The 16037-nt window shown below is 66.6% G+C and carries 18 protein-coding genes; 8 read left to right on the top strand and 10 right to left on the bottom strand.

What is annotated here, in order from left to right:
* Position 1: 1 nt before the first annotated feature.
* The 8 genes from JT720_RS04660 to JT720_RS04625 all read right to left on the bottom strand — a co-directional run bounded on the left by JT720_RS04660 (position 2) and on the right by JT720_RS04625 (position 5940).
* A complete protein-coding gene (locus JT720_RS04660) occupies positions 2-322 on the bottom strand; it encodes a hypothetical protein (RefSeq protein ID WP_205479698.1) in 321 nt (106 codons plus the stop codon).
* Positions 312-1817, bottom strand: coding sequence for a type II and III secretion system protein family protein (locus JT720_RS04655; RefSeq protein WP_205479696.1), 1506 nt, complete (start codon positions 1815-1817; stop codon positions 312-314). The genes JT720_RS04660 and JT720_RS04655 overlap by 11 nt, the downstream gene beginning before the upstream one ends.
* Entirely contained in the window at positions 1807-2742 is a 936-nt protein-coding gene (gene cpaB, locus JT720_RS04650; RefSeq protein WP_205479694.1) for a Flp pilus assembly protein CpaB, read from the bottom strand. The genes JT720_RS04655 and cpaB overlap by 11 nt, the downstream gene beginning before the upstream one ends.
* Before the next feature lie 69 nt (positions 2743-2811).
* Positions 2812-2991 carry a Flp family type IVb pilin gene (locus JT720_RS04645; protein WP_237219647.1) on the bottom strand — a complete coding sequence of 60 codons (180 nt, stop codon included), beginning with the start codon at positions 2989-2991 and terminating at the stop codon, positions 2812-2814.
* Between the two features lie 56 nt (positions 2992-3047).
* The gene (locus JT720_RS04640) at positions 3048-3245 is read right to left on the bottom strand and encodes a Flp family type IVb pilin (RefSeq protein WP_205479692.1); all 198 of its coding nucleotides are present in this window, start codon (positions 3243-3245) and stop codon (positions 3048-3050) included.
* A gap of 61 nt (positions 3246-3306) precedes the next feature.
* Positions 3307-3504: a Flp family type IVb pilin gene (locus tag JT720_RS04635; protein WP_205479690.1), complete on the bottom strand. Its 198-nt coding sequence runs from the start codon at positions 3502-3504 to the stop codon at positions 3307-3309.
* A gap of 981 nt (positions 3505-4485) precedes the next feature.
* Entirely contained in the window at positions 4486-4917 is a 432-nt protein-coding gene (locus tag JT720_RS13765; RefSeq protein ID WP_205479688.1) for a glycosyltransferase 87 family protein, read from the bottom strand.
* Between the two features lie 243 nt (positions 4918-5160).
* A complete protein-coding gene (locus tag JT720_RS04625; protein WP_205479687.1) occupies positions 5161-5940 on the bottom strand; it encodes a DUF2569 family protein in 780 nt (259 codons plus the stop codon).
* 267 nt (positions 5941-6207) lie between these two features.
* On the opposite strand from JT720_RS04625, the gene JT720_RS04620 reads away from it, so the two are divergent.
* The 8 genes from JT720_RS04620 (at position 6208) to JT720_RS04585 (ending at position 12496) form a co-directional block, all read left to right on the top strand.
* The gene (locus JT720_RS04620; RefSeq protein ID WP_237219646.1) at positions 6208-7563 is read left to right on the top strand and encodes a glycosyl transferase family protein; all 1356 of its coding nucleotides are present in this window, start codon (positions 6208-6210) and stop codon (positions 7561-7563) included.
* A 3-nt stretch (positions 7564-7566) separates the two neighbouring features.
* A complete protein-coding gene (locus tag JT720_RS04615) occupies positions 7567-8649 on the top strand; it encodes a hypothetical protein (protein WP_205479686.1) in 1083 nt (360 codons plus the stop codon).
* A gap of 49 nt (positions 8650-8698) precedes the next feature.
* Positions 8699-9376 carry an META domain-containing protein gene (locus JT720_RS04610; protein WP_205479685.1) on the top strand — a complete coding sequence of 226 codons (678 nt, stop codon included), beginning with the start codon at positions 8699-8701 and terminating at the stop codon, positions 9374-9376.
* A 68-nt stretch (positions 9377-9444) separates the two neighbouring features.
* Entirely contained in the window at positions 9445-10194 is a 750-nt protein-coding gene (locus JT720_RS04605) for an alpha/beta fold hydrolase (protein ID WP_205479684.1), read from the top strand.
* Positions 10191-10865, top strand: a complete 675-nt coding sequence (locus JT720_RS04600; RefSeq protein WP_205479683.1) for a tetratricopeptide repeat protein — start codon at positions 10191-10193, stop codon at positions 10863-10865. The genes JT720_RS04605 and JT720_RS04600 overlap by 4 nt, the downstream gene beginning before the upstream one ends.
* 5 nt (positions 10866-10870) lie before the next feature.
* Positions 10871-11287, top strand: a complete 417-nt coding sequence (locus JT720_RS04595) for a VOC family protein (RefSeq protein ID WP_205479680.1) — start codon at positions 10871-10873, stop codon at positions 11285-11287.
* Positions 11284-12021 carry a hydroxyacylglutathione hydrolase gene (gloB, locus tag JT720_RS04590; protein WP_205479670.1) on the top strand — a complete coding sequence of 246 codons (738 nt, stop codon included), beginning with the start codon at positions 11284-11286 and terminating at the stop codon, positions 12019-12021. Before JT720_RS04595 ends, gloB begins: the two co-directional genes overlap by 4 nt.
* 58 nt (positions 12022-12079) lie before the next feature.
* The gene (locus tag JT720_RS04585; protein ID WP_205479667.1) at positions 12080-12496 is read left to right on the top strand and encodes a hypothetical protein; all 417 of its coding nucleotides are present in this window, start codon (positions 12080-12082) and stop codon (positions 12494-12496) included.
* A 3-nt stretch (positions 12497-12499) separates the two neighbouring features.
* Here the strand turns inward: JT720_RS04585 and JT720_RS04580 are convergent, their stop codons facing one another.
* Both JT720_RS04580 and ggt read right to left on the bottom strand, forming a co-directional pair.
* Complete coding sequence (locus JT720_RS04580) at positions 12500-14266, bottom strand: AMP-dependent synthetase/ligase (protein ID WP_205479665.1); 1767 nt, start codon at positions 14264-14266, stop codon at positions 12500-12502.
* Positions 14263-16026 (bottom strand): gamma-glutamyltransferase, encoded by a 1764-nt coding sequence (gene ggt / locus JT720_RS04575; protein WP_205479663.1) that lies wholly within the window; start codon positions 16024-16026, stop codon positions 14263-14265. Before ggt ends, JT720_RS04580 begins: the two co-directional genes overlap by 4 nt.
* Between the last annotated feature and the right edge of the window lie 11 nt (positions 16027-16037).

Raw genomic sequence — 16037 nt, 5'->3', positions numbered from 1 at the left:
CTTATTGAGGTCCTGAGCCCCCGCCGCCCGAGCCGCCGGAGCCGCCATTGCCGCCGCCGCCGCTGGTCGTGCCGACCTGCTCGACCGCCTTCACCGCGTCCGTGCGGTAGCGCTTGGTCGCGGCCGCCGCCTTCTCCCCGTGGGAGCCGGGCTTGGCGTCGTTCTCGCCATAGACGGGGTCCGGATCGATGATCTGCGCTTCCTTGTTCCAGGCCACCGCCTCGCCGAAATGGCGGTCGACGGAGCCCGTCTGCGGGTCGGCCGTGGCGCAGCCGGCCAGCGGAAGGGCGAGGCCGAGCAGGATCCAACGCTTACAGGACATGGCCATACTCCCGTTCCAGGCCGGTCGGACCGGCGGGGTTCACTTGGGCGGACCCGCCCGGCACCGGGCCTGGCGCCGGGGCCTGGCCGGCGTCGTGCTGGATGCCGAGTTCGGGCACCGGACCCACGCCCGTGTCGGTCCGGCCGAGCACGAACAGGTCCGCTTCCGCCGGCGGCTTCACCCGGTCGGTGGGCGCCTTCAGCGTCGCCGCGCGCACCGGACGGACCAGCCGCGGCGTCACGATGATCACCAGCTCTGTTTCTTCCTTCTGGAAGTTGGTGGAGCGGAACAGCGTGCCGATGATCGGGATCGATCCCAGCACCGGGAACTGCCGCACCGTGTCCTGGAAGTCCCGCCGCAGCAGCCCGGCCATGGCGAAGCTTTCGCCGTCGCGCAGTTCCACCACCGTCTTCGCCCGCCGGGTCTGCAGGCCCGGGATGCGCAGGTTGTTGATCAGGATGGACGCGGTCGGGTCGATCGAGCTGACCTCCGGCGCCACCACCAGGTTGATCACCCCGTCGGCCAGCACCGTCGGCGTGAACGCCAGGCTGACGCCGAACGGCTTGAACTCCACCGTGACCTGGCCCGCGATGCCCTCGTCATCGTCGTCGTTGCCGCCCGAGTTGCTGCGCAGCACCGGGATCGGGAACTCGCCGCCCGCCAGGAAGCTCGCCGTCTCGCCCGACAGGGCCACCAGCGTCGGCTCGGCCAGCGTCGTGATCACGCCCTTGCGCTCCAGCGCGTCCAGCGTCGCGTCGATGTTGAGCCCGCCGATGCCGAACGTCCGGCGCAGGATGCCGAAGCTGTCGGCGATCGCGCCCAGCGTGGGCGGACCGCTGCCCGACAGGCCGGCCCCGCCGCCGATCGCGCCCTGGAAGCCGTTGTTGCCGCTGCCGTCCAGGAAGCCGCCGATCCCGAACTGCTTGAACGCGTTGCGCTTCACTTCGGAGAACCGCACTTCCAGCATGACCTGCTGGGCAGAGCCCACCGACAGCAGGTTCACCACCTTGCCGGGCGCATAGGTCTCCGCGATCTGCACCGCCCGATCGGCCGCGGGGCCGCTCGACACGATCCCTTCCAGCACCACCGCGTCGTTGGACATGCGCGCGCCGACCTGGTCGCCGGGCAGCAGTTCCGACAGCTGGCGCTTCAGGCTGGTCACGTCCGGCCCCACCGCCACGTCCATCACCGCGATCAGCATGTTGCTGCGGTCATAGAGCGTCAGGCTGGTGGTCCCGGCCTTCTTGCCCAGCACGTACAGCGACTGGCTGGTGAGCGGCAGGACGTCGGCCACGGCCGGGTCCCCGATCAGCGCCTTGGCATAGGGCCGGTCGACGCGGAGCACCTGGCTCTTGCCGACGGGCACGGCGAGTTCGCCCGCATGGACACCGTCGGCTTCGCTGACGGCGGTCACCTGGGCAAGCGCGGGGGCGGGCACCAGGGCCGCCGCCGCAACGCTGCCCAGGGCAGCGAGGATCCGATGCTTATTTGCCATACCCCCCCACTTCGTAACTGGTGCCCGTGGTCCCCCGAACCACTTCGACACTATTGGTGACCGGCTTCGGCGCGGCGGGCCGTGGCGCTGCACGGCGGACCGGCCGCGGAGCGGCAACGCGGGTGTAGCGCGGTGCGGAAGCCTGGACGTTCAGCGCTTGCGGAGCGAGCGGCCGGGCGTAACCCGCCGACCCGTACCGGCCGTAACGCAGGTCCTCCAGGCTGACGGTCTCCACCATCGCATTGTCTTCCTTGGCGCCGGGCTTGCGCAGCACCAGGCTGATCTGTCCCACGGTCTGGGCCAGCGCGAGCTTCTGCGCGTCGAGCGGCTCGACCTCCAGCGTCGCGGTCTGCGCGACGGCGGGCTCGCCATTCTCGTTCTTGGCGTTCTGGTCCATCGCGATCACGCGGATGTTCTGCAGCAGCACGTCGGTGACCTGGGCGTTGCCGCGATTGTCCGGGCCGATGACCTGGCGGGTGATCAGCACGTCGACGCTGTCGTTGGGGCGGATGAAGCCTGCCACGCCCGACACGTCGTTGATCCGCACGGCGGCGGCGCGCTTGCCGTTGGGCAGCAGCGCGGCGATGGAGGCCGCCTGGCCTTCGCCGGTGACCTTGTCGGCCAGGATGGGTTCGTTGACGGCGAGCGGCCGCAGCACGACCCGGCTCTTGCCCACGGGCAGGAGCTCGTTCACGGTGCGATAGCTTCCGGCCGGAAGCGCGTTCGCCGGATAATCGATGAAGCGGACCTTTTCGGGCGTCAGTTCGGCGCCATAGTCCAGCGGAACGGCCGCGACCGCGACCTTGGTGGTGCCCTCGGGCGCCTGTGCGACCCGGCCGGCGGTAAGGTAGGTGTTCGCCAGGTAAACGGCGACCAGTCCCAGAACGAGCGCGATTCCGATCGCGATCAGCGATTGCCGTTTCATGTACAGACCCCCCTGCCGGGCATTTCTAACACCGATTGATCGTTACGCATACGGCCACACTGTGGCACGTCAGCAACTTCCACCGCACGTCTGCACGTTGGTGGACGCGTCGCCGACGCTGGTGGTGATGGCGTTCCCGAGGTTGATGGCGCCAAGCGCGACGACCGATCCGATGGCACCGACGATCAGCGCATATTCCGCCGCGGCGGCCCCGCTCTCGTCCCGCATCATTCGAACCCATGCGCGCATGTCCGTTCCCCCAGGACAAAGCGGCCGGCCCCCGAGGGAGCCGGCCGTTCCGTTAGTTACTGGCAGTTCGCCGTGTACTGAGTGGAGTTCTTCGACTTGATGCAGGTCGAGGTCGTGTTCAGACGCTCGCTGATGGCATTGCCGAGACCAATCGCGGCGAGGGCAATGGCCGAGCCGATGATCGCCAAGATCAGGGCATATTCGGCTGCGGAAGCGCCGGATTCGTCGTTCAGCATCTTGATGAAGTTGGTCATTGTACGTCCCTCTCTACTCGTAATGGTTGGAGAGGCGGCCGCGCAAACCGGCCGCCATCGGTTACTGGCAGTTCGCCGTGTATTCGGTGGAGTTCTTCGACTTGATGCAGGTGGAGGTCGTGCTCAGGCGATCGCTGATGGCGTTGCCCAGACCGATCGCGGCGAGCGCGATGGCCGAGCCGATAATGGCCAGGATCAGCGCATATTCCGCCGCCGAGGCGCCGGACTCATCGTTCAGCATCTTGATGAAATTCGACATGACAAAGTCCCCTTCAATCCGCCCCCTGGATGGGGCCTTTTCGACGCGTCGCGACCTTGTCGGGAGTGTCCCCCTGGCGGTGCCGGCGCAGGAACCCTGTGAAGCGCTGTTGCGTTTCGACCCCCTGCGCCGAACCAGGCCCCCGGCCGCTCGGCTGAGATGGAGGGAATGGAATCCTTAACCCGCTGTCAAGGATAGGTGTTTAACCCGGATCAACGGAATGCATTGCAAACTGTCTGAACTAACAAATTGAATTCAAACGGTAATTTCGGGTTAAACGAGCCTTGCGGCGGCACACGCGCAACTCTCCGTTTTGTTCCAAAAAAATACATAGAGGGTGTTTGCGGCCACGTTTTCGGACCGCGTTCGCAACGACTTGCTTGTCTAAAGCTCGTTAACCAAATCGCTGATTCGCAACCGATTCGGTTCTTCTCATGCCCGTGCTCGTCGTCTTTTCATCTCCGAAGTGCCGCACTTGCACCCACAAGCCTAGGAGAAGGAGGGGAGGCGCTAGCCAAGTGCCGATCAAGGTCAAAGCGGGTGAGGCGAACCCCAAAGCCGCCGCTGTCTTCTCCCAAAGCCTCAACGCCGTCCAACGGCTCTCAAGTAGGACTGCAAAGCCCAAGCAGACCGCAGGCATGTCGTAGTGAAACCCGTATGGGATCAGGAGGAACGTCGCGGTGGCAGCCGTGAACACGTTGAACTTGCGCCAAACCAGAACCAGCAGCGATCCCGAAGACAAGCTGGCCGACCAGCCCGTACCCGGTAGAGGGCGTTACCTGAAGGTAGAAGAGCTTGGCTTCAGGATTGGCAACTCGAGAAAGCTGCAGTGCCAAAGAGCTATCGAAGAAGTTGCGCCACGAGCTGGTGCCGAACGCAAGAACCCTCGCCAAAAGCCAAGTTGCGACCTTCAAGATGGCCTTCAACGCCGAGGTTGGGTGGCGCAAGAACGGAACCGCGTAAAGGAAACCAACATGCGGCTTAATCGTCAGCCCCGCTCCCGCCCAAGACGGACCGCCTGAATGCCAATAGGAACAGGGCGCTCGTAAGCAAACCATATTGACCGAAGCTGAGGCAAATCACGCTCGCAGGCGCGCACCCTGCTAGCCAAAGCCTCTCTGGCAGGTGGAAGCGGGCAGCATAGAGAAAGAGGCCGAGCGTCAGAACATTCCATGACGCAAAGGCCAATCCGAGCGGCAGGTAGGCAAAGGGCATCGCAATGAACAGCGCGTGGGGAGGATAACTGTAAGCATTCCCCGCCGTCTGGATCCCCATCATGGCAGATGCCGCCGCGTCGAACGCACGCAAGTTATAGATTTCAGCGATGCGGCCCTCGGTGGCGAGACATCCGGCGACCCACATCATGTTGAAGTCGCGGCCTTGCAGGCTGAAGCGTAGCGTTTGGCTGATCACATAACCGGTGCTTGCGACACACAGGGCAGCCCAGAAAGTTATTGGAACCCTCGTCGTCGTCATCTTCCGAGCGCGTGCAGCAGGCTGGCCGTGGGCACGTAAAGACATGCGCCGATAATGATGACGATTAGCGCGTACTCAGCGTGCCGCAGTCGGTCCCCCATCAGGCGAAGCTAACAGCGGCTTGCTGGATCGCAAATGGTGGTGTGACGGGCTGCTTCTCGGCCGCCCCCACCTCGACGGCTAAGCCGGCACCCGGTGGCGATACGTCACGTTCACGCGCTTGCTCAGCAGCAGGTAGGGCAGCCACAGGCCCACGCTGATCATCGTCTTCTTGATATTGCCTTCCAGCAGCGCATGGAGGGCGCTCGCGACGTCTCCGGGGACGTCGGTCGCGACCACCGCGTTGGCGATCAGCAGCTGGGCGGTGATGTCGGTCAGCCAGATGAACAGCAACAGGCGCGGGAACAGGGGCACGCGGCGCAGCGCGGCGACGAAGGCGACCACGTACAGGCTGCTCATCAGCACCGCGTCCACCGTCATCGCGAAGTGCAGGGTGGACAGCCACTGCGGCGCGTCGGCGGCGATCGCCGGGATGGATGCCAGATACTCGGCCGCGCGGACCGGCACGTTCAGCAGCATCCCGATCAGCAGCGAGACCATGATCCCGCTGGTGCCGTACAGCGCATGGCGCTTCGCCTCGTCCGGGCCGACGCTCCGCCAGCGGCCGACCAGCGCTAGGCGCCGCTCCGGCTGGGGCAGGCTCTCCCCGTCCGCGAACCAGCGCAGCGCCAGGACAAAGCTCGCCGCCGGGGCCAGCACCAGCAGCAGGTAGGGGGTGATCGCCGTTCGGTCGAGCACGGGCAGCGGGCTTGCGGCGACCCGCGCGGCACAGGCCAGCGCGGCCAGCAGCATCCAGCCGATGACGATGTGGGACAGCCGGCTCTCCAGGCTGGTCAGCAAAGCCGTCGAACGGGCGTGGAGCCGGGCGCTGATCGTCTGGAACATCGGCAATGCGAACACCTGGCGTACCTCGTGAATCCTGTCCGGCCCGCCCTGTTGTGTCTTCTCGCCCTTTCGATGCGGTTAATGCGCCGATTACGGGTCGGTTCCGGTCAATATAGGTGACCGTTGCGACACAAACACACGCGTTTGTGAACTTCAACGTGTCACAAAGACGGTGATTGCCGCCCGCCCCGCGGCTGTGTCAGGGGCGCCTTGCTCGGTTCACTGGTCCGTCAACGGGGGGTTGGGACCGATGCGCCTTCTCGTCATCACGAAGCCGTTTCCTTGACCTTGCCCACGGCCCTGGCCGGAGCGGCGGATGAGCTGGCGCTGTTCGCGGCGGCCGGATTTCTGCTGTTTTCGCTCGACGATCTGCTGCTGGACTTCCTCTATTTCGCGCGCGGCCTGTGGCGTCCGGACGAATGGCGCGACGCCCGCGACCTCCCCCGAAGCGCCAATCCGGGCTGGATGGTGGTCTTCATTCCCGCTTGGGACGAAGCCGCAGTGATCGGCCAAATGCTCCGCGCCACCGTCCAACGCCTTGATTATCCTCGATATACTCTGTTCCTCGGCCACTACCGCAACGATCCCGCCACCGCCGAAGCCGTCCACGCCGCCGCCCGCGAAGATGGCCGGATCGTCCCGGTCGAGGTCCCCGCCGACGGCCCCACGACCAAGGCCGACTGCCTCAACCACCTCTACGCCGCGCTGGTCCGGCTAGAGGCGGAGCGGGGTGAGCGCGCCATGGCGATAGTGCTCCACGACGCGGAAGACCTGGTCCACCCGCTCGAGTTGCGCCTGTTCGACGCGGCAATTCCCGGCGCCGGGCTGGTGCAGCTGCCCGTGGTGCCTCTGCCGGACTCGCTAAGTCCCTGGATTGCCGGCCATTATTGCGACGAGTTCGCCGAGAGCCACGGCAAGGATCTCGCGGTGCGGCAGTCGGTCGGGGCCGCGATTCCGCTCGCCGGCGTCGGCTGCGCCATCAACCGCGATGCCCTCGCCAGGCTCGCGACCGCGGGCAACGGCAGCCCCTTCGCCACCGGCAGCATGACCGAGGATTATGAATGCGGGCTCCGGCTCGGCGCCATGGGGGAGCGGACCCGCTTCGTGCGCCTGCCGGAGGTCGAGAACGAACGCGCCCTGGTCGCCAGCCAGGGACAATTCCCCGGCACGCTCCGCGCCGCCGTGCGCCAGAAGGCGCGCTGGATCGGCGGCATCTCCTTTGCCGGCTGGGAACGGCTCGGCTGGGGCCGCGGCTGGGGCGAGAACTGGTTCCGGATGCGCGACCGCAAGGGCCCGATCGCCGCCCTGCTGATGGTTGCCGGCTATGCCGCCGCGATCCTGTGGGGACAGCTGTGGGTCGGCTCGGCCCTCGGAGCCCCCAAGCCGCCGCCCATGTCGCCGCTGCTGCAAGGCCTGCTCGCCGCCAATGCCGGGCTACTCGTCTGGCGCCTGGCCATGCGCGCGGCGTTCACCTGGGCAGTCTACGGCTGGGGCGAAGCCTTGGCCTCGCTGCCCCGGGTGCTGGCCAGCAACCTCGTCGCCATTCTCGCCACCCATCGTGCGCTCGGCATTCACCTCAGGGGTGGGCCGAAGCGCTGGGACAAGACCAATCACACCTTTCCGACGGAGTATCGTTAGATCATGAGCAGTGCACCCCTGCGTTTCCTGGGAGTCGCCATCATCACCTGGATCGGGGTCCGGACGGCCGGGCAGGCGCTCGCCTTGGCCCCGCTCGCCCCGATCCCCGTGCCACCCGCGGTCACTCCGCTGCCGGTCGAGCCGCAGGTGGACGTTGCGGACGCCGGACCGCCGGCACAGCCATGGGCCTATGGCGCGCCGCCGATGCAGCCGGTCGCCTACCCCTATTCAGTGGCCGTGCCCATGTCCGTGCCCTCGGCTCGCCCGGTCCGTTATGCAGAAGCGCCTCCCATCTACGCGCCCGCGCCGGTGGTCTATCCTGCCGCTTACCCGCCCTTCGGGGGCTGGCCCGGCCAAGCACCCGAGATGGCGGCGACCTCCCCCACAACGCCGGTTCGGACAACGCCAAGCTTCACGCCGGTCATGCGCAAGGCCTTCGATCGCCTTAGCCTTACCACCTGGGCATTGCTGCGCCAGAACCAAGGGATCGCCGCCCCCGTGAACGGCCCCACGCCGCTGGCACCGAGCGGGCAGTTGGGGCAGAGCCAGGCGGGCGCGCGGCTGACCTGGCAGATTGATCGCGCCTTCGCGCTCAACCTGCGAGTCTCCTCGCCCGTGCACCAGCAGCCTGGGCAGAAGCCTGCCGGCGAAGCCGCGCTCGGGGTCAGCTGGCAGCCGGTGCAAAGCGTCCCTGTCCGACTGCTTGCCGAGCGTCGCAAGGCCTTTGGCATCGGCGGCGGGCGCAACGCCTTCGCGCTGCTCGCGGAAGGCGGCATTTACGACCATCCGCTCCCGTGGAACTTCAGGCTCGACGGCTATGCCCAGGCGGGCATCGTCGGCCTGCAGAGCCGCGACATGTTCGCCGATGGCGGCTTTGCGGTCTCGCGCCCGGTCAACAGCCGGCTCGCGCTTGGCGGCGGGGTCTGGGGCGGGGTCCAGCCAGGGTTGGCGAGGCTCGATGTGGGCCCCCGCGCCTCACTCTGGATCAACCCGCGGATCCGGGCGCACCTCGACTACCGGCTCAAGCTGATGGGCAACGCGATGCCCGGCAGCGGACCGGCGCTGACGGTGGGAGCGAACTTCTAGAGGCATCCTTACGGGACCGTTACGCGTTGGCGGACCGAAGGAGGCCTGGATGAAGCAAACGGTTCCCCTGCTCTGTCTGGCTGCGGCGGCTTGCGGCACGACCCGTGATTATGACCCGGCGCCTTCCGTGAGGCCCGGCGCTTACCGGGCCACTGGAAGCAGTCCGGCATGGGAATTGTCCATCGACCGCGCGAACATGGTCTATACGGATTTCAGCAACCGCGTCCGCGTCGCCGAGCCGATTTCCGGGCGGGCCATGATTGCCGCTGGGCTTCCGATCCGGACCAGCCGGATGCAGGCGCTGATCACCCGCATGCGCTGCACCGACCCCGTCACGCAGCGCTCCTATCCCGACACTGTCCAGTTGACCGTTGATGGACGTCGCTTCAGCGGCTGCGGCGGGGAACCGCTCAGCATGACGCTCGGCAACAGCAACTGGACGGTCGAACAGGTGAACAGCCAGCCGGTGAGCGGCGCCATGCAGTTCGCCGGCAATCGGATGACGGCACGGTTCGGCTGCAACACCATCACGGGCACCTATACCGTGACAAGCATCACCTTCAGTGCTGGCGCGCGCGCGTCGACGCGCATGGCCTGCCCCGACATGACCGCCGAAACGCAGGCGCTGGCGGTGCTGTCCCAACCCGCGACCCTGCTGTGGCAGTCGGCCGACCAGGTCACCATCGGCAATGACAAGGGTCAGATCCGGCTTCGACGGGCGCTGTAGCGCATCCCGCCGGTCGTAGTTCACCTGACTGCTTGTACGCGGACGAGCGACGGGCAATGACCGTCTCCATGAACGCTCCCCCGCTCGAGTTCCTCACACTTCCCGATGGCCGCCGCATCGCCGCTCGCCGGCGTCCGGGCCGTTCGCCGACCCTGCTGTTCCTGCCGGGATACGCCTCCGACATGGAGGGGACCAAGGCGCTCGCGCTAGACGCCTTCGCTGCGGAACGCGGAGTTGCTATGCTGCGGTTCGACTATTCGGGCACGGGTTCCTCCAGCGGCCGGTTTGAGGACGGCACCCTCAATCGCTGGCTGGAAGAGGCGCTGGCAATGGTGGACGCGCTCACCGAAGGGCCGCTGATCGCGGTGGGCTCCTCCATGGGCGGGTGGCTCGCCCTGCACCTCGCGCTACAGCGGCCCGCGCGGGTGGTAGGACTGATCGGCGTCGCTGCGGCACCGGACTTCACCGACTGGGGCTATACGACCGATGACAAGGCGGCTCTGGTGCAGCACGGACGATTGGAGCGTGAAAACCCCTATGGTCGCGACAAGCAGGTGACGACCCGGGCATTCTGGGAGTCCGGTGAACCACTGCGCGTGCTCGGCGGAGCCATCAACATCCGCTGTCCGGTGCGGCTGCTGCATGGTGATGCGGATGCGGATGTTCCCACCGGGGTTGCGTTCAAGCTGGTGGAGCAGCTGCGTTCAGCCGACGTCCAGCTGACCTTGCTCAAGGGCGGCAACCATCGCCTCTCGGAGCCGCACGAGCTGCGGGCGCTGAGCCGAGAGGTCGACGACCTCGTGGAGCTTGCCGGATGATCCTTGTCCTTGCTGCCGTCCTTGCGACAGCCCAACCGCAGACGCCGCCGGCGCCATGTCCCGACATCGATACTCCGGTAACCTATGTTTGCAGGGCCGTTCAGGCCCAGGGGCTCGGTCAGCCCGCCCGGGCGGCGGAGCAGTTCGAGAAGGCAGCCGCGGCCTCGCCCGCAAACGGTCCTGAACGTGATCGCGCCCTCGCGGCGGCAGGCAACATGTGGATCGCCGCGGATCAGCCCGGCAAGGCCGCATTGGCGCTCGACCGTGCCCTGGCCGGCACCGGGCTCCAGGCGGAACAGCGCGGCGAGGCCTTGCTCGACCGCGCCCGCGCTGCGGAGGCGCAGAATGACCTCACCACGGCTCGCACCCGGGCCGACGAGGCCGCAGCCATCATCGGGGAAGACCCGTTCCTCTGGTACTTCTCGGCCGCACTTGCGATCAGGGAGGGGAATGCCGGCCGCGCCAAGGATGCGATCGGTCGGGCGCTGACCCTTGCGCCCAACGACGCGCTGGTGCTGTTCGAGGCGGGCCACGTGTACCATTTTGCCGGTGATGTGGCGAAGGCCCGCGAATACTGGACCCGCGCCGCTGCCGCCGAGCCGAACAGTCCCACCGGCAAGGCCGCCAGGGAAGCCTTGGCCTTGCTGGACGCGCCCGCCGCGCCCAAGTGAGGGGCATGAAGTTCCTCCACACCATGATCCGGGTGACAGACCCGGAGGCCACCGTCCGCTTCTTCAACCTGCTCGGGCTGGAAGAGCGTCGCAGAATGAGTAGTGAGGCGGGCCGCTACACGTTGATTTTCCTGGGCGTGCCCGGCGACGAGGGTGGCGAAGTTGAGCTCACTTACAATTGGGATCCGGAAGACTATGGTGGCGGCCGCAATTTCGGCCACCTCGCCTACCAGGTCGACGACATCTACGAGACCTGCCAGCGCCTGATGGATGCCGGCGTGACCATCAACCGACCACCGCGCGATGGCCGGATGGCCTTTGTCCGAACGCCTGATCGGATCAGCATCGAGCTGCTGCAGATGGGCGGGGCCAAGGATCCTGCGGAGCCCTGGGCTTCCATGCCGAACACGGGCGAGTGGTGAGCACGGCAGCACCCGAAATCGTTGCTGTCCCGGCGTTCAGCGACAACTACATCTGGCTACTGCGCGATCCTGCAAGTGGTGCTGTCGCGGTCGTGGATCCGGGCGACGGAACGGCAGCGCTCCGAGCCGCCGAGGAGCGCGGATGGCGGATCGGACAGGTGCTCACCACCCACTGGCATCCCGACCATACGGGCGGCAACCTGCAGGTGAAGGAGGCGACCGGCTGCACCATCCATGGACCGGCCGCCGAGCGCGATCGCATCCCCGGCATCGACGAGGAACTGCGGGAGGGCGACCGGGTTCGCGTGGGTCAGCTGGAGGCGGAAGTCTGGGAGGTCCCGGGGCACACGCTGGGCCACATCGCGTTTGTCTTTCGTGAGGCCGGTTTCGCTTTCGTCGGCGACACGCTGTTCGTCATGGGCTGCGGGCGACTGTTCGAGGGGACGCCGGCGCAGATGCATGCCTCGCTCCAGCGGCTGGGCACGCTCGGCGCGGACACGCGGCTCTACTGCGCTCATGAATATACGCTCGGCAACGCTCGCTTCGCGGCTCATGCGGAACCCGACAACATCGCGGTGCGGACCAGGCTCACGCAGGTCGAGGCGCTGCGGGACGCCGGAGCGATGACGGTACCCACCACGGTGGCCGAGGAATGGGCGACCAACCCTTTCCTGCGGGCGAAGGATGTCCAGGAACTCGGGTCGTTACGGCAGGCGAAGGACAGCTTTCGTTAAGGTCGGAGACAGCATTGTCTTTCGTGCGTTGACAGCACCCGAGTTCGAGAGGTCCGCCATGCGCTCACTACTTCTTCTTCCTCTGCTTGCGAGCGTCGCCGCGTGCGCCGCTAGCGCGAACGATCAGCCACGATCGGCCAAGGCGCAGCAGGAGCTGGATCGCTATCTCACCGGGAAGGTCGCAGGGTCGCCACAGACTTGCCTGCCGACCTTCCGCCGCGACGACATGGTCGTAATTGACGAAAAGACCATCCTCTTCCGTGATGGGTCACGGCGCGTCTGGCGGAACGATCCGGCTGGTGGCTGTATCGGCCTTGGGCGGCCCGGCGTTGCCATGGTCACGAGGACCTTTGGCAGCGGTGAGCTCTGCCGGGGAGAGATCGTCCGGATGACGGATCTTACCAACGGAATCACCGTCGGATCCTGCTCGCTCAGCGACTTCGTGCCTTACACCACTCCCGACCAGCCTCGGTAAGCGTCAGCGCCCGTAGAGGGCATCGAGGCGATCCTCGTAGGCCGCCTTGATGACGTGCCGGCGGATTTTCATCGAGGGCGTGAGCTGCTCGTTGTCCACGGTGAAGGCCTCGTCTGCCAAGATGAAGCGACGGACCTTTTCTATGACGGACAGGTCCGCGTTGACCCGGTCGACCGCCTTCTGCAGCCGTGCCCGGATTGCGGCCTCGTCGCGTTTCAGCTCCGACACCAACTCGGGTTCCGGAACCAGCAGCGCGACCAGGTGCGGCTTCCGGTCGCCATAGACCATCGCCTGCGCGATCTCCGGCTGGAGGGTCAGCATGCCCTCGACCCGCTGCGGCGAGACGTTGTCCCCCTTGTCGTTGACGATCAGGTCCTTCTTGCGATCCGTGATGCGAATGCGCCCGGCATCGTCGAAATGGCCGACATCGCCCGTAAGGAGCCACCCGTCCTGGAGAACCCGGCCCGTTTCCTCGTCATTGTTCCAGTAGCCGTGCATGACCAGCTCGCCCCGGACCAGGATCTCGCCATCCTCCGCGATACGTACTTCGGTGTTGAGCAGGGGCGGTCCCACCGTGTCCATGCGAATGCCATTCTTGGGCCGGTTGCAGCTGATCACCGGTGCGGCTTCGGTCTGCCCGTAACCCTGCAGCATGGTGAGGCCGAGCGAATGGAAGAAGAGGCCCACCTCTGGGTTGAGCGGAGCGCCGCCCGATACCATCGCCTTGATCCGGCCTCCGAATTTCCTCGCGACCTTCTTGCGCAGGGTAAGTGAGAGGAACAGGTCCATCGGCTTGTCGATGAGCGGGATGGTGCCTTTCTCGTAACGCTCCTGGCCGATGGCCAGCGCGCGGTTCAGCAGCTTCTGCGACAGGCCGCCCGACTTCTCGATGGTCTTGAGGATGCGCTGCCGAAGCATCTCGAACAGGCGGGGGACGACGACCATGATGGTCGGCCGGACCTCCTCGATGTTGGCTGCCAGCTTCTCGAGGCTCTCCGCATAGTAGATCTGCGCGCCAAGCCCGATCGGGAAGTGCTGACCACCGGTATGCTCATAGGCGTGGCTGGCCGGAAGAAAGGACAGGAAGATCTCGTCGTCCCACCCGAAGTCGTTGGCGATCACGTCGGTGCAGGCTGCGACATTGTGGAGGATGGCGCCGTGATGCTGCCGGACTCCACGGGGCGCGCCGCCCGTGCCGCTGGTGTAGATGAGACAGGCGAGATCGTCGCGCCCGACACCCGCGATCCGCTGGCGCAGCGGCTCGAGATCATGTCCATTGCGGGTGAGCTCGTCCCACTGGTGAAAGCGCGCGCCTTCCAGTGCCTGCCCGGTGCGGATGTCCTCTATGCCGATCACGTCGTGGCAGTCGGACGAAAACAGCACGGCGGGGACGAGGGTCTTCGCCAGCTTCTGGTTGGAAACGATCACTGCCCGCGCACCGGAATTGCCGAGAATGTGCGTGTGATCGCGCGTGGTGTTTGTGGTGTAGGTCGGAACCGTCACGCAGCCCGCGGCCATGATGGCAAGGTCGGCGATCAGCCATTCCGGCCGGTTTTCGCTGACAAGCATCACCCGGTCGCCCGGCTTTAATCCCATCTGCAGCAGGCTGGCCGACAAGGCGGCGACCTGCCGCGCTGCCTCCTTGTAGCTGACGCTCTCCCACCTGCCGCTCCGCTTGGCCCAGAGGAAGGGCGCGTCTCCGCGTTCCCCGACCCGCGCCAGGAACATGGCGACGAGATTCGGGAAGTGTTCGAGCTGTGTCCTCTTCATTCGCTGACTGCTGCCCCCTCGCTTCGGGGATCGGCCGCTCCCACCCAGCGGCCGTCCACCCGTTCGATTGCATTCGCCTTGAAGCTTGGCGCACGCAAGCCGACCTTGTGCCCATAAGCGCGCAGCGCCGGCGCCATCGCCTCAAGTGCCGTCCCCCGTTCCAGGAACACCGTGTCCCCCGGCGCATAGATGACGGGGGCGGCGAGCGCCTGCTGCGCGGTCATGTTCCAGTCGACCATGGCGATGATCGCCTTGGCCACCTGCGCGATGATGGTGGGACCTCCGGCCGCACCGACGGCCAGCCGCACCTTGCCCTCCGGTCCATAGACGATCGTCGGAGCCATGGAGCTGCGCGGCCGCTTGCCCGCCTGCACGCGGTTGGCCACCCAGACGCTATCGACGTTGGGGACGAGGCTGAAGTCCGTGAGCTCGTTATTGAGATAATAGCCATTCACCATCAGCCCCGAGCCGAAGCTGCTCTCGATGGTGGAGGTGAGCGACGCGACCTCGCCCCATTGATCGACCGCCACGAAGTGCGAGGTGGAGATGACCTCCGGCGTCAGGCCCTCCGCAAGCCTGGGAGCACCGGGCGGGGTCCCGGCCTCCGCCGACGCCAGCGCGCGATCGGGAGAAATCAGTGCGGATCGCTGGGCAAGGTAACCCGCGTCGAACAGACCGGTGGTCGGTACTGAGATGAAATCCGGATCGGCCAGGTACCGATTGCGATCCGCAAAGGCGAGCCGCATGGAGTCCGCGATCAGGTGCCAGCTCTGCGGACTGGCAGGCCCCAATTGCCCAAGCGGAAAGCGCTCGAGCTGCTTGAGGATGGCGAACACCGTCGTGCCGCCGGAGGAGGGCGGGCCCATGCCGCAGATCCGATGCCCGCGATATTCGCCGCACACCGGGGGGCGCTGCTTGGCCTCATAGGCGATGACATCGCCCACGGTCATTGGCGCCGGGTTGGTCCGCGCGGTGCTTACGGCCGACGCGATCGCCGCGGCATTTTGGCCCGAGTAGAAATGGTCCGGACCTTTGCGCGCGAGCTGCTCCAGGAAGGATGCGAGTTCCGGATTGCGGATGATGGTGCCGACCGGCTTGGGTGTTCCATCGGCCTGGTAGAGCAGCGCGCGACCCGTTGCGGTATAGCCCGCGGTCTCCTTGTTGTTGGCCAGCATCTCGCGGAAGCGCGGCGTAACCGCGAAGCCGTCGCGGGCGAGCCGGATTGCGGGTTCGAACAGCTTCGCCCAGGCGAGGCGCCCCTGGTTGCGATGCGCAAGCGCCATCAGGCGCACGTTGCCGGGCACGCCGACGCTGCGCCCGCCGGGGATCACCTCCGGGAAGTCGAGCGGCTTGCCGTTGACGAAGAACCACGTCTCGTTCGCCGCCGCCGGCGCCGTTTCGCGTCCGTCGTAGGTCTCCGGGCTGCCATCGCCGTCGTCGTAGACGAGGAAGCCGCCACCGCCGATGCCGCTGGATTGCGGCTCGACCACGGTCAGCGCGAGGAGCGTTGCGAGAGCCGCATCCGCGGCGCTGCCGCCCTGTCGAAGCATCTCCGCTCCGGCCGCAGCTGCGCGCGGATCGGCCGCGCTGACCATGCCCTTGGCAGACGACACGAGCGCCGGCTGGGCGGCAGGGGAGGCGGCGCCATGGCCCACTTCCGTCGGTGGCGCTTCCCGGACTGCGGCAGGCGTAGTCGAGGTACTAACCGCGCAACCGGACAGCAGCAGCGCGGCGATGAGCGTCAGGGAACGGGCTCGCATGATGTGCGGGG

Source organism: Sphingomonas arenae (assembly GCF_016924655.1).
GTDB lineage: Bacteria > Pseudomonadota > Alphaproteobacteria > Sphingomonadales > Sphingomonadaceae > Sphingomicrobium > Sphingomicrobium arenae.
The sequence above is the reverse complement of the archived record's forward strand: the minus strand, read 5'-3'. Positions and strand labels throughout refer to the sequence as shown.

Bases quoted from the DNA above. Each gene is read 5' to 3' on its own strand.
- JT720_RS04600 (WP_205479683.1), top strand. From the start codon at position 10,191: ATGATCCTTGTCCTTGCTGCCGTCCTTGCGACAGCCCAACCGCAGACG.
- JT720_RS04615 (WP_205479686.1), top strand. From the start codon at position 7,567: ATGAGCAGTGCACCCCTGCGTTTCCTGGGAGTCGCCATCATCACCTGG.
- JT720_RS04580 (WP_205479665.1), bottom strand. From the start codon at position 14,266: ATGAAGAGGACACAGCTCGAACACTTCCCGAATCTCGTCGCCATGTTC.
- JT720_RS04645 (WP_237219647.1), bottom strand. From the start codon at position 2,991: ATGCGCGCATGGGTTCGAATGATGCGGGACGAGAGCGGGGCCGCCGCG.
- JT720_RS04635 (WP_205479690.1), bottom strand. From the start codon at position 3,504: ATGTCGAATTTCATCAAGATGCTGAACGATGAGTCCGGCGCCTCGGCG.
- JT720_RS04660 (WP_205479698.1), bottom strand. From the start codon at position 322: ATGTCCTGTAAGCGTTGGATCCTGCTCGGCCTCGCCCTTCCGCTGGCC.
- JT720_RS04605 (WP_205479684.1), top strand. From the start codon at position 9,445: ATGAACGCTCCCCCGCTCGAGTTCCTCACACTTCCCGATGGCCGCCGC.
- ggt (WP_205479663.1), bottom strand. From the start codon at position 16,026: ATGCGAGCCCGTTCCCTGACGCTCATCGCCGCGCTGCTGCTGTCCGGT.
- cpaB (WP_205479694.1), bottom strand. From the start codon at position 2,742: ATGAAACGGCAATCGCTGATCGCGATCGGAATCGCGCTCGTTCTGGGA.
- JT720_RS04640 (WP_205479692.1), bottom strand. From the start codon at position 3,245: ATGACCAACTTCATCAAGATGCTGAACGACGAATCCGGCGCTTCCGCA.
- JT720_RS04610 (WP_205479685.1), top strand. From the start codon at position 8,699: ATGAAGCAAACGGTTCCCCTGCTCTGTCTGGCTGCGGCGGCTTGCGGC.
- JT720_RS04585 (WP_205479667.1), top strand. From the start codon at position 12,080: ATGCGCTCACTACTTCTTCTTCCTCTGCTTGCGAGCGTCGCCGCGTGC.
- JT720_RS04595 (WP_205479680.1), top strand. From the start codon at position 10,871: ATGAAGTTCCTCCACACCATGATCCGGGTGACAGACCCGGAGGCCACC.
- JT720_RS04655 (WP_205479696.1), bottom strand. From the start codon at position 1,817: ATGGCAAATAAGCATCGGATCCTCGCTGCCCTGGGCAGCGTTGCGGCG.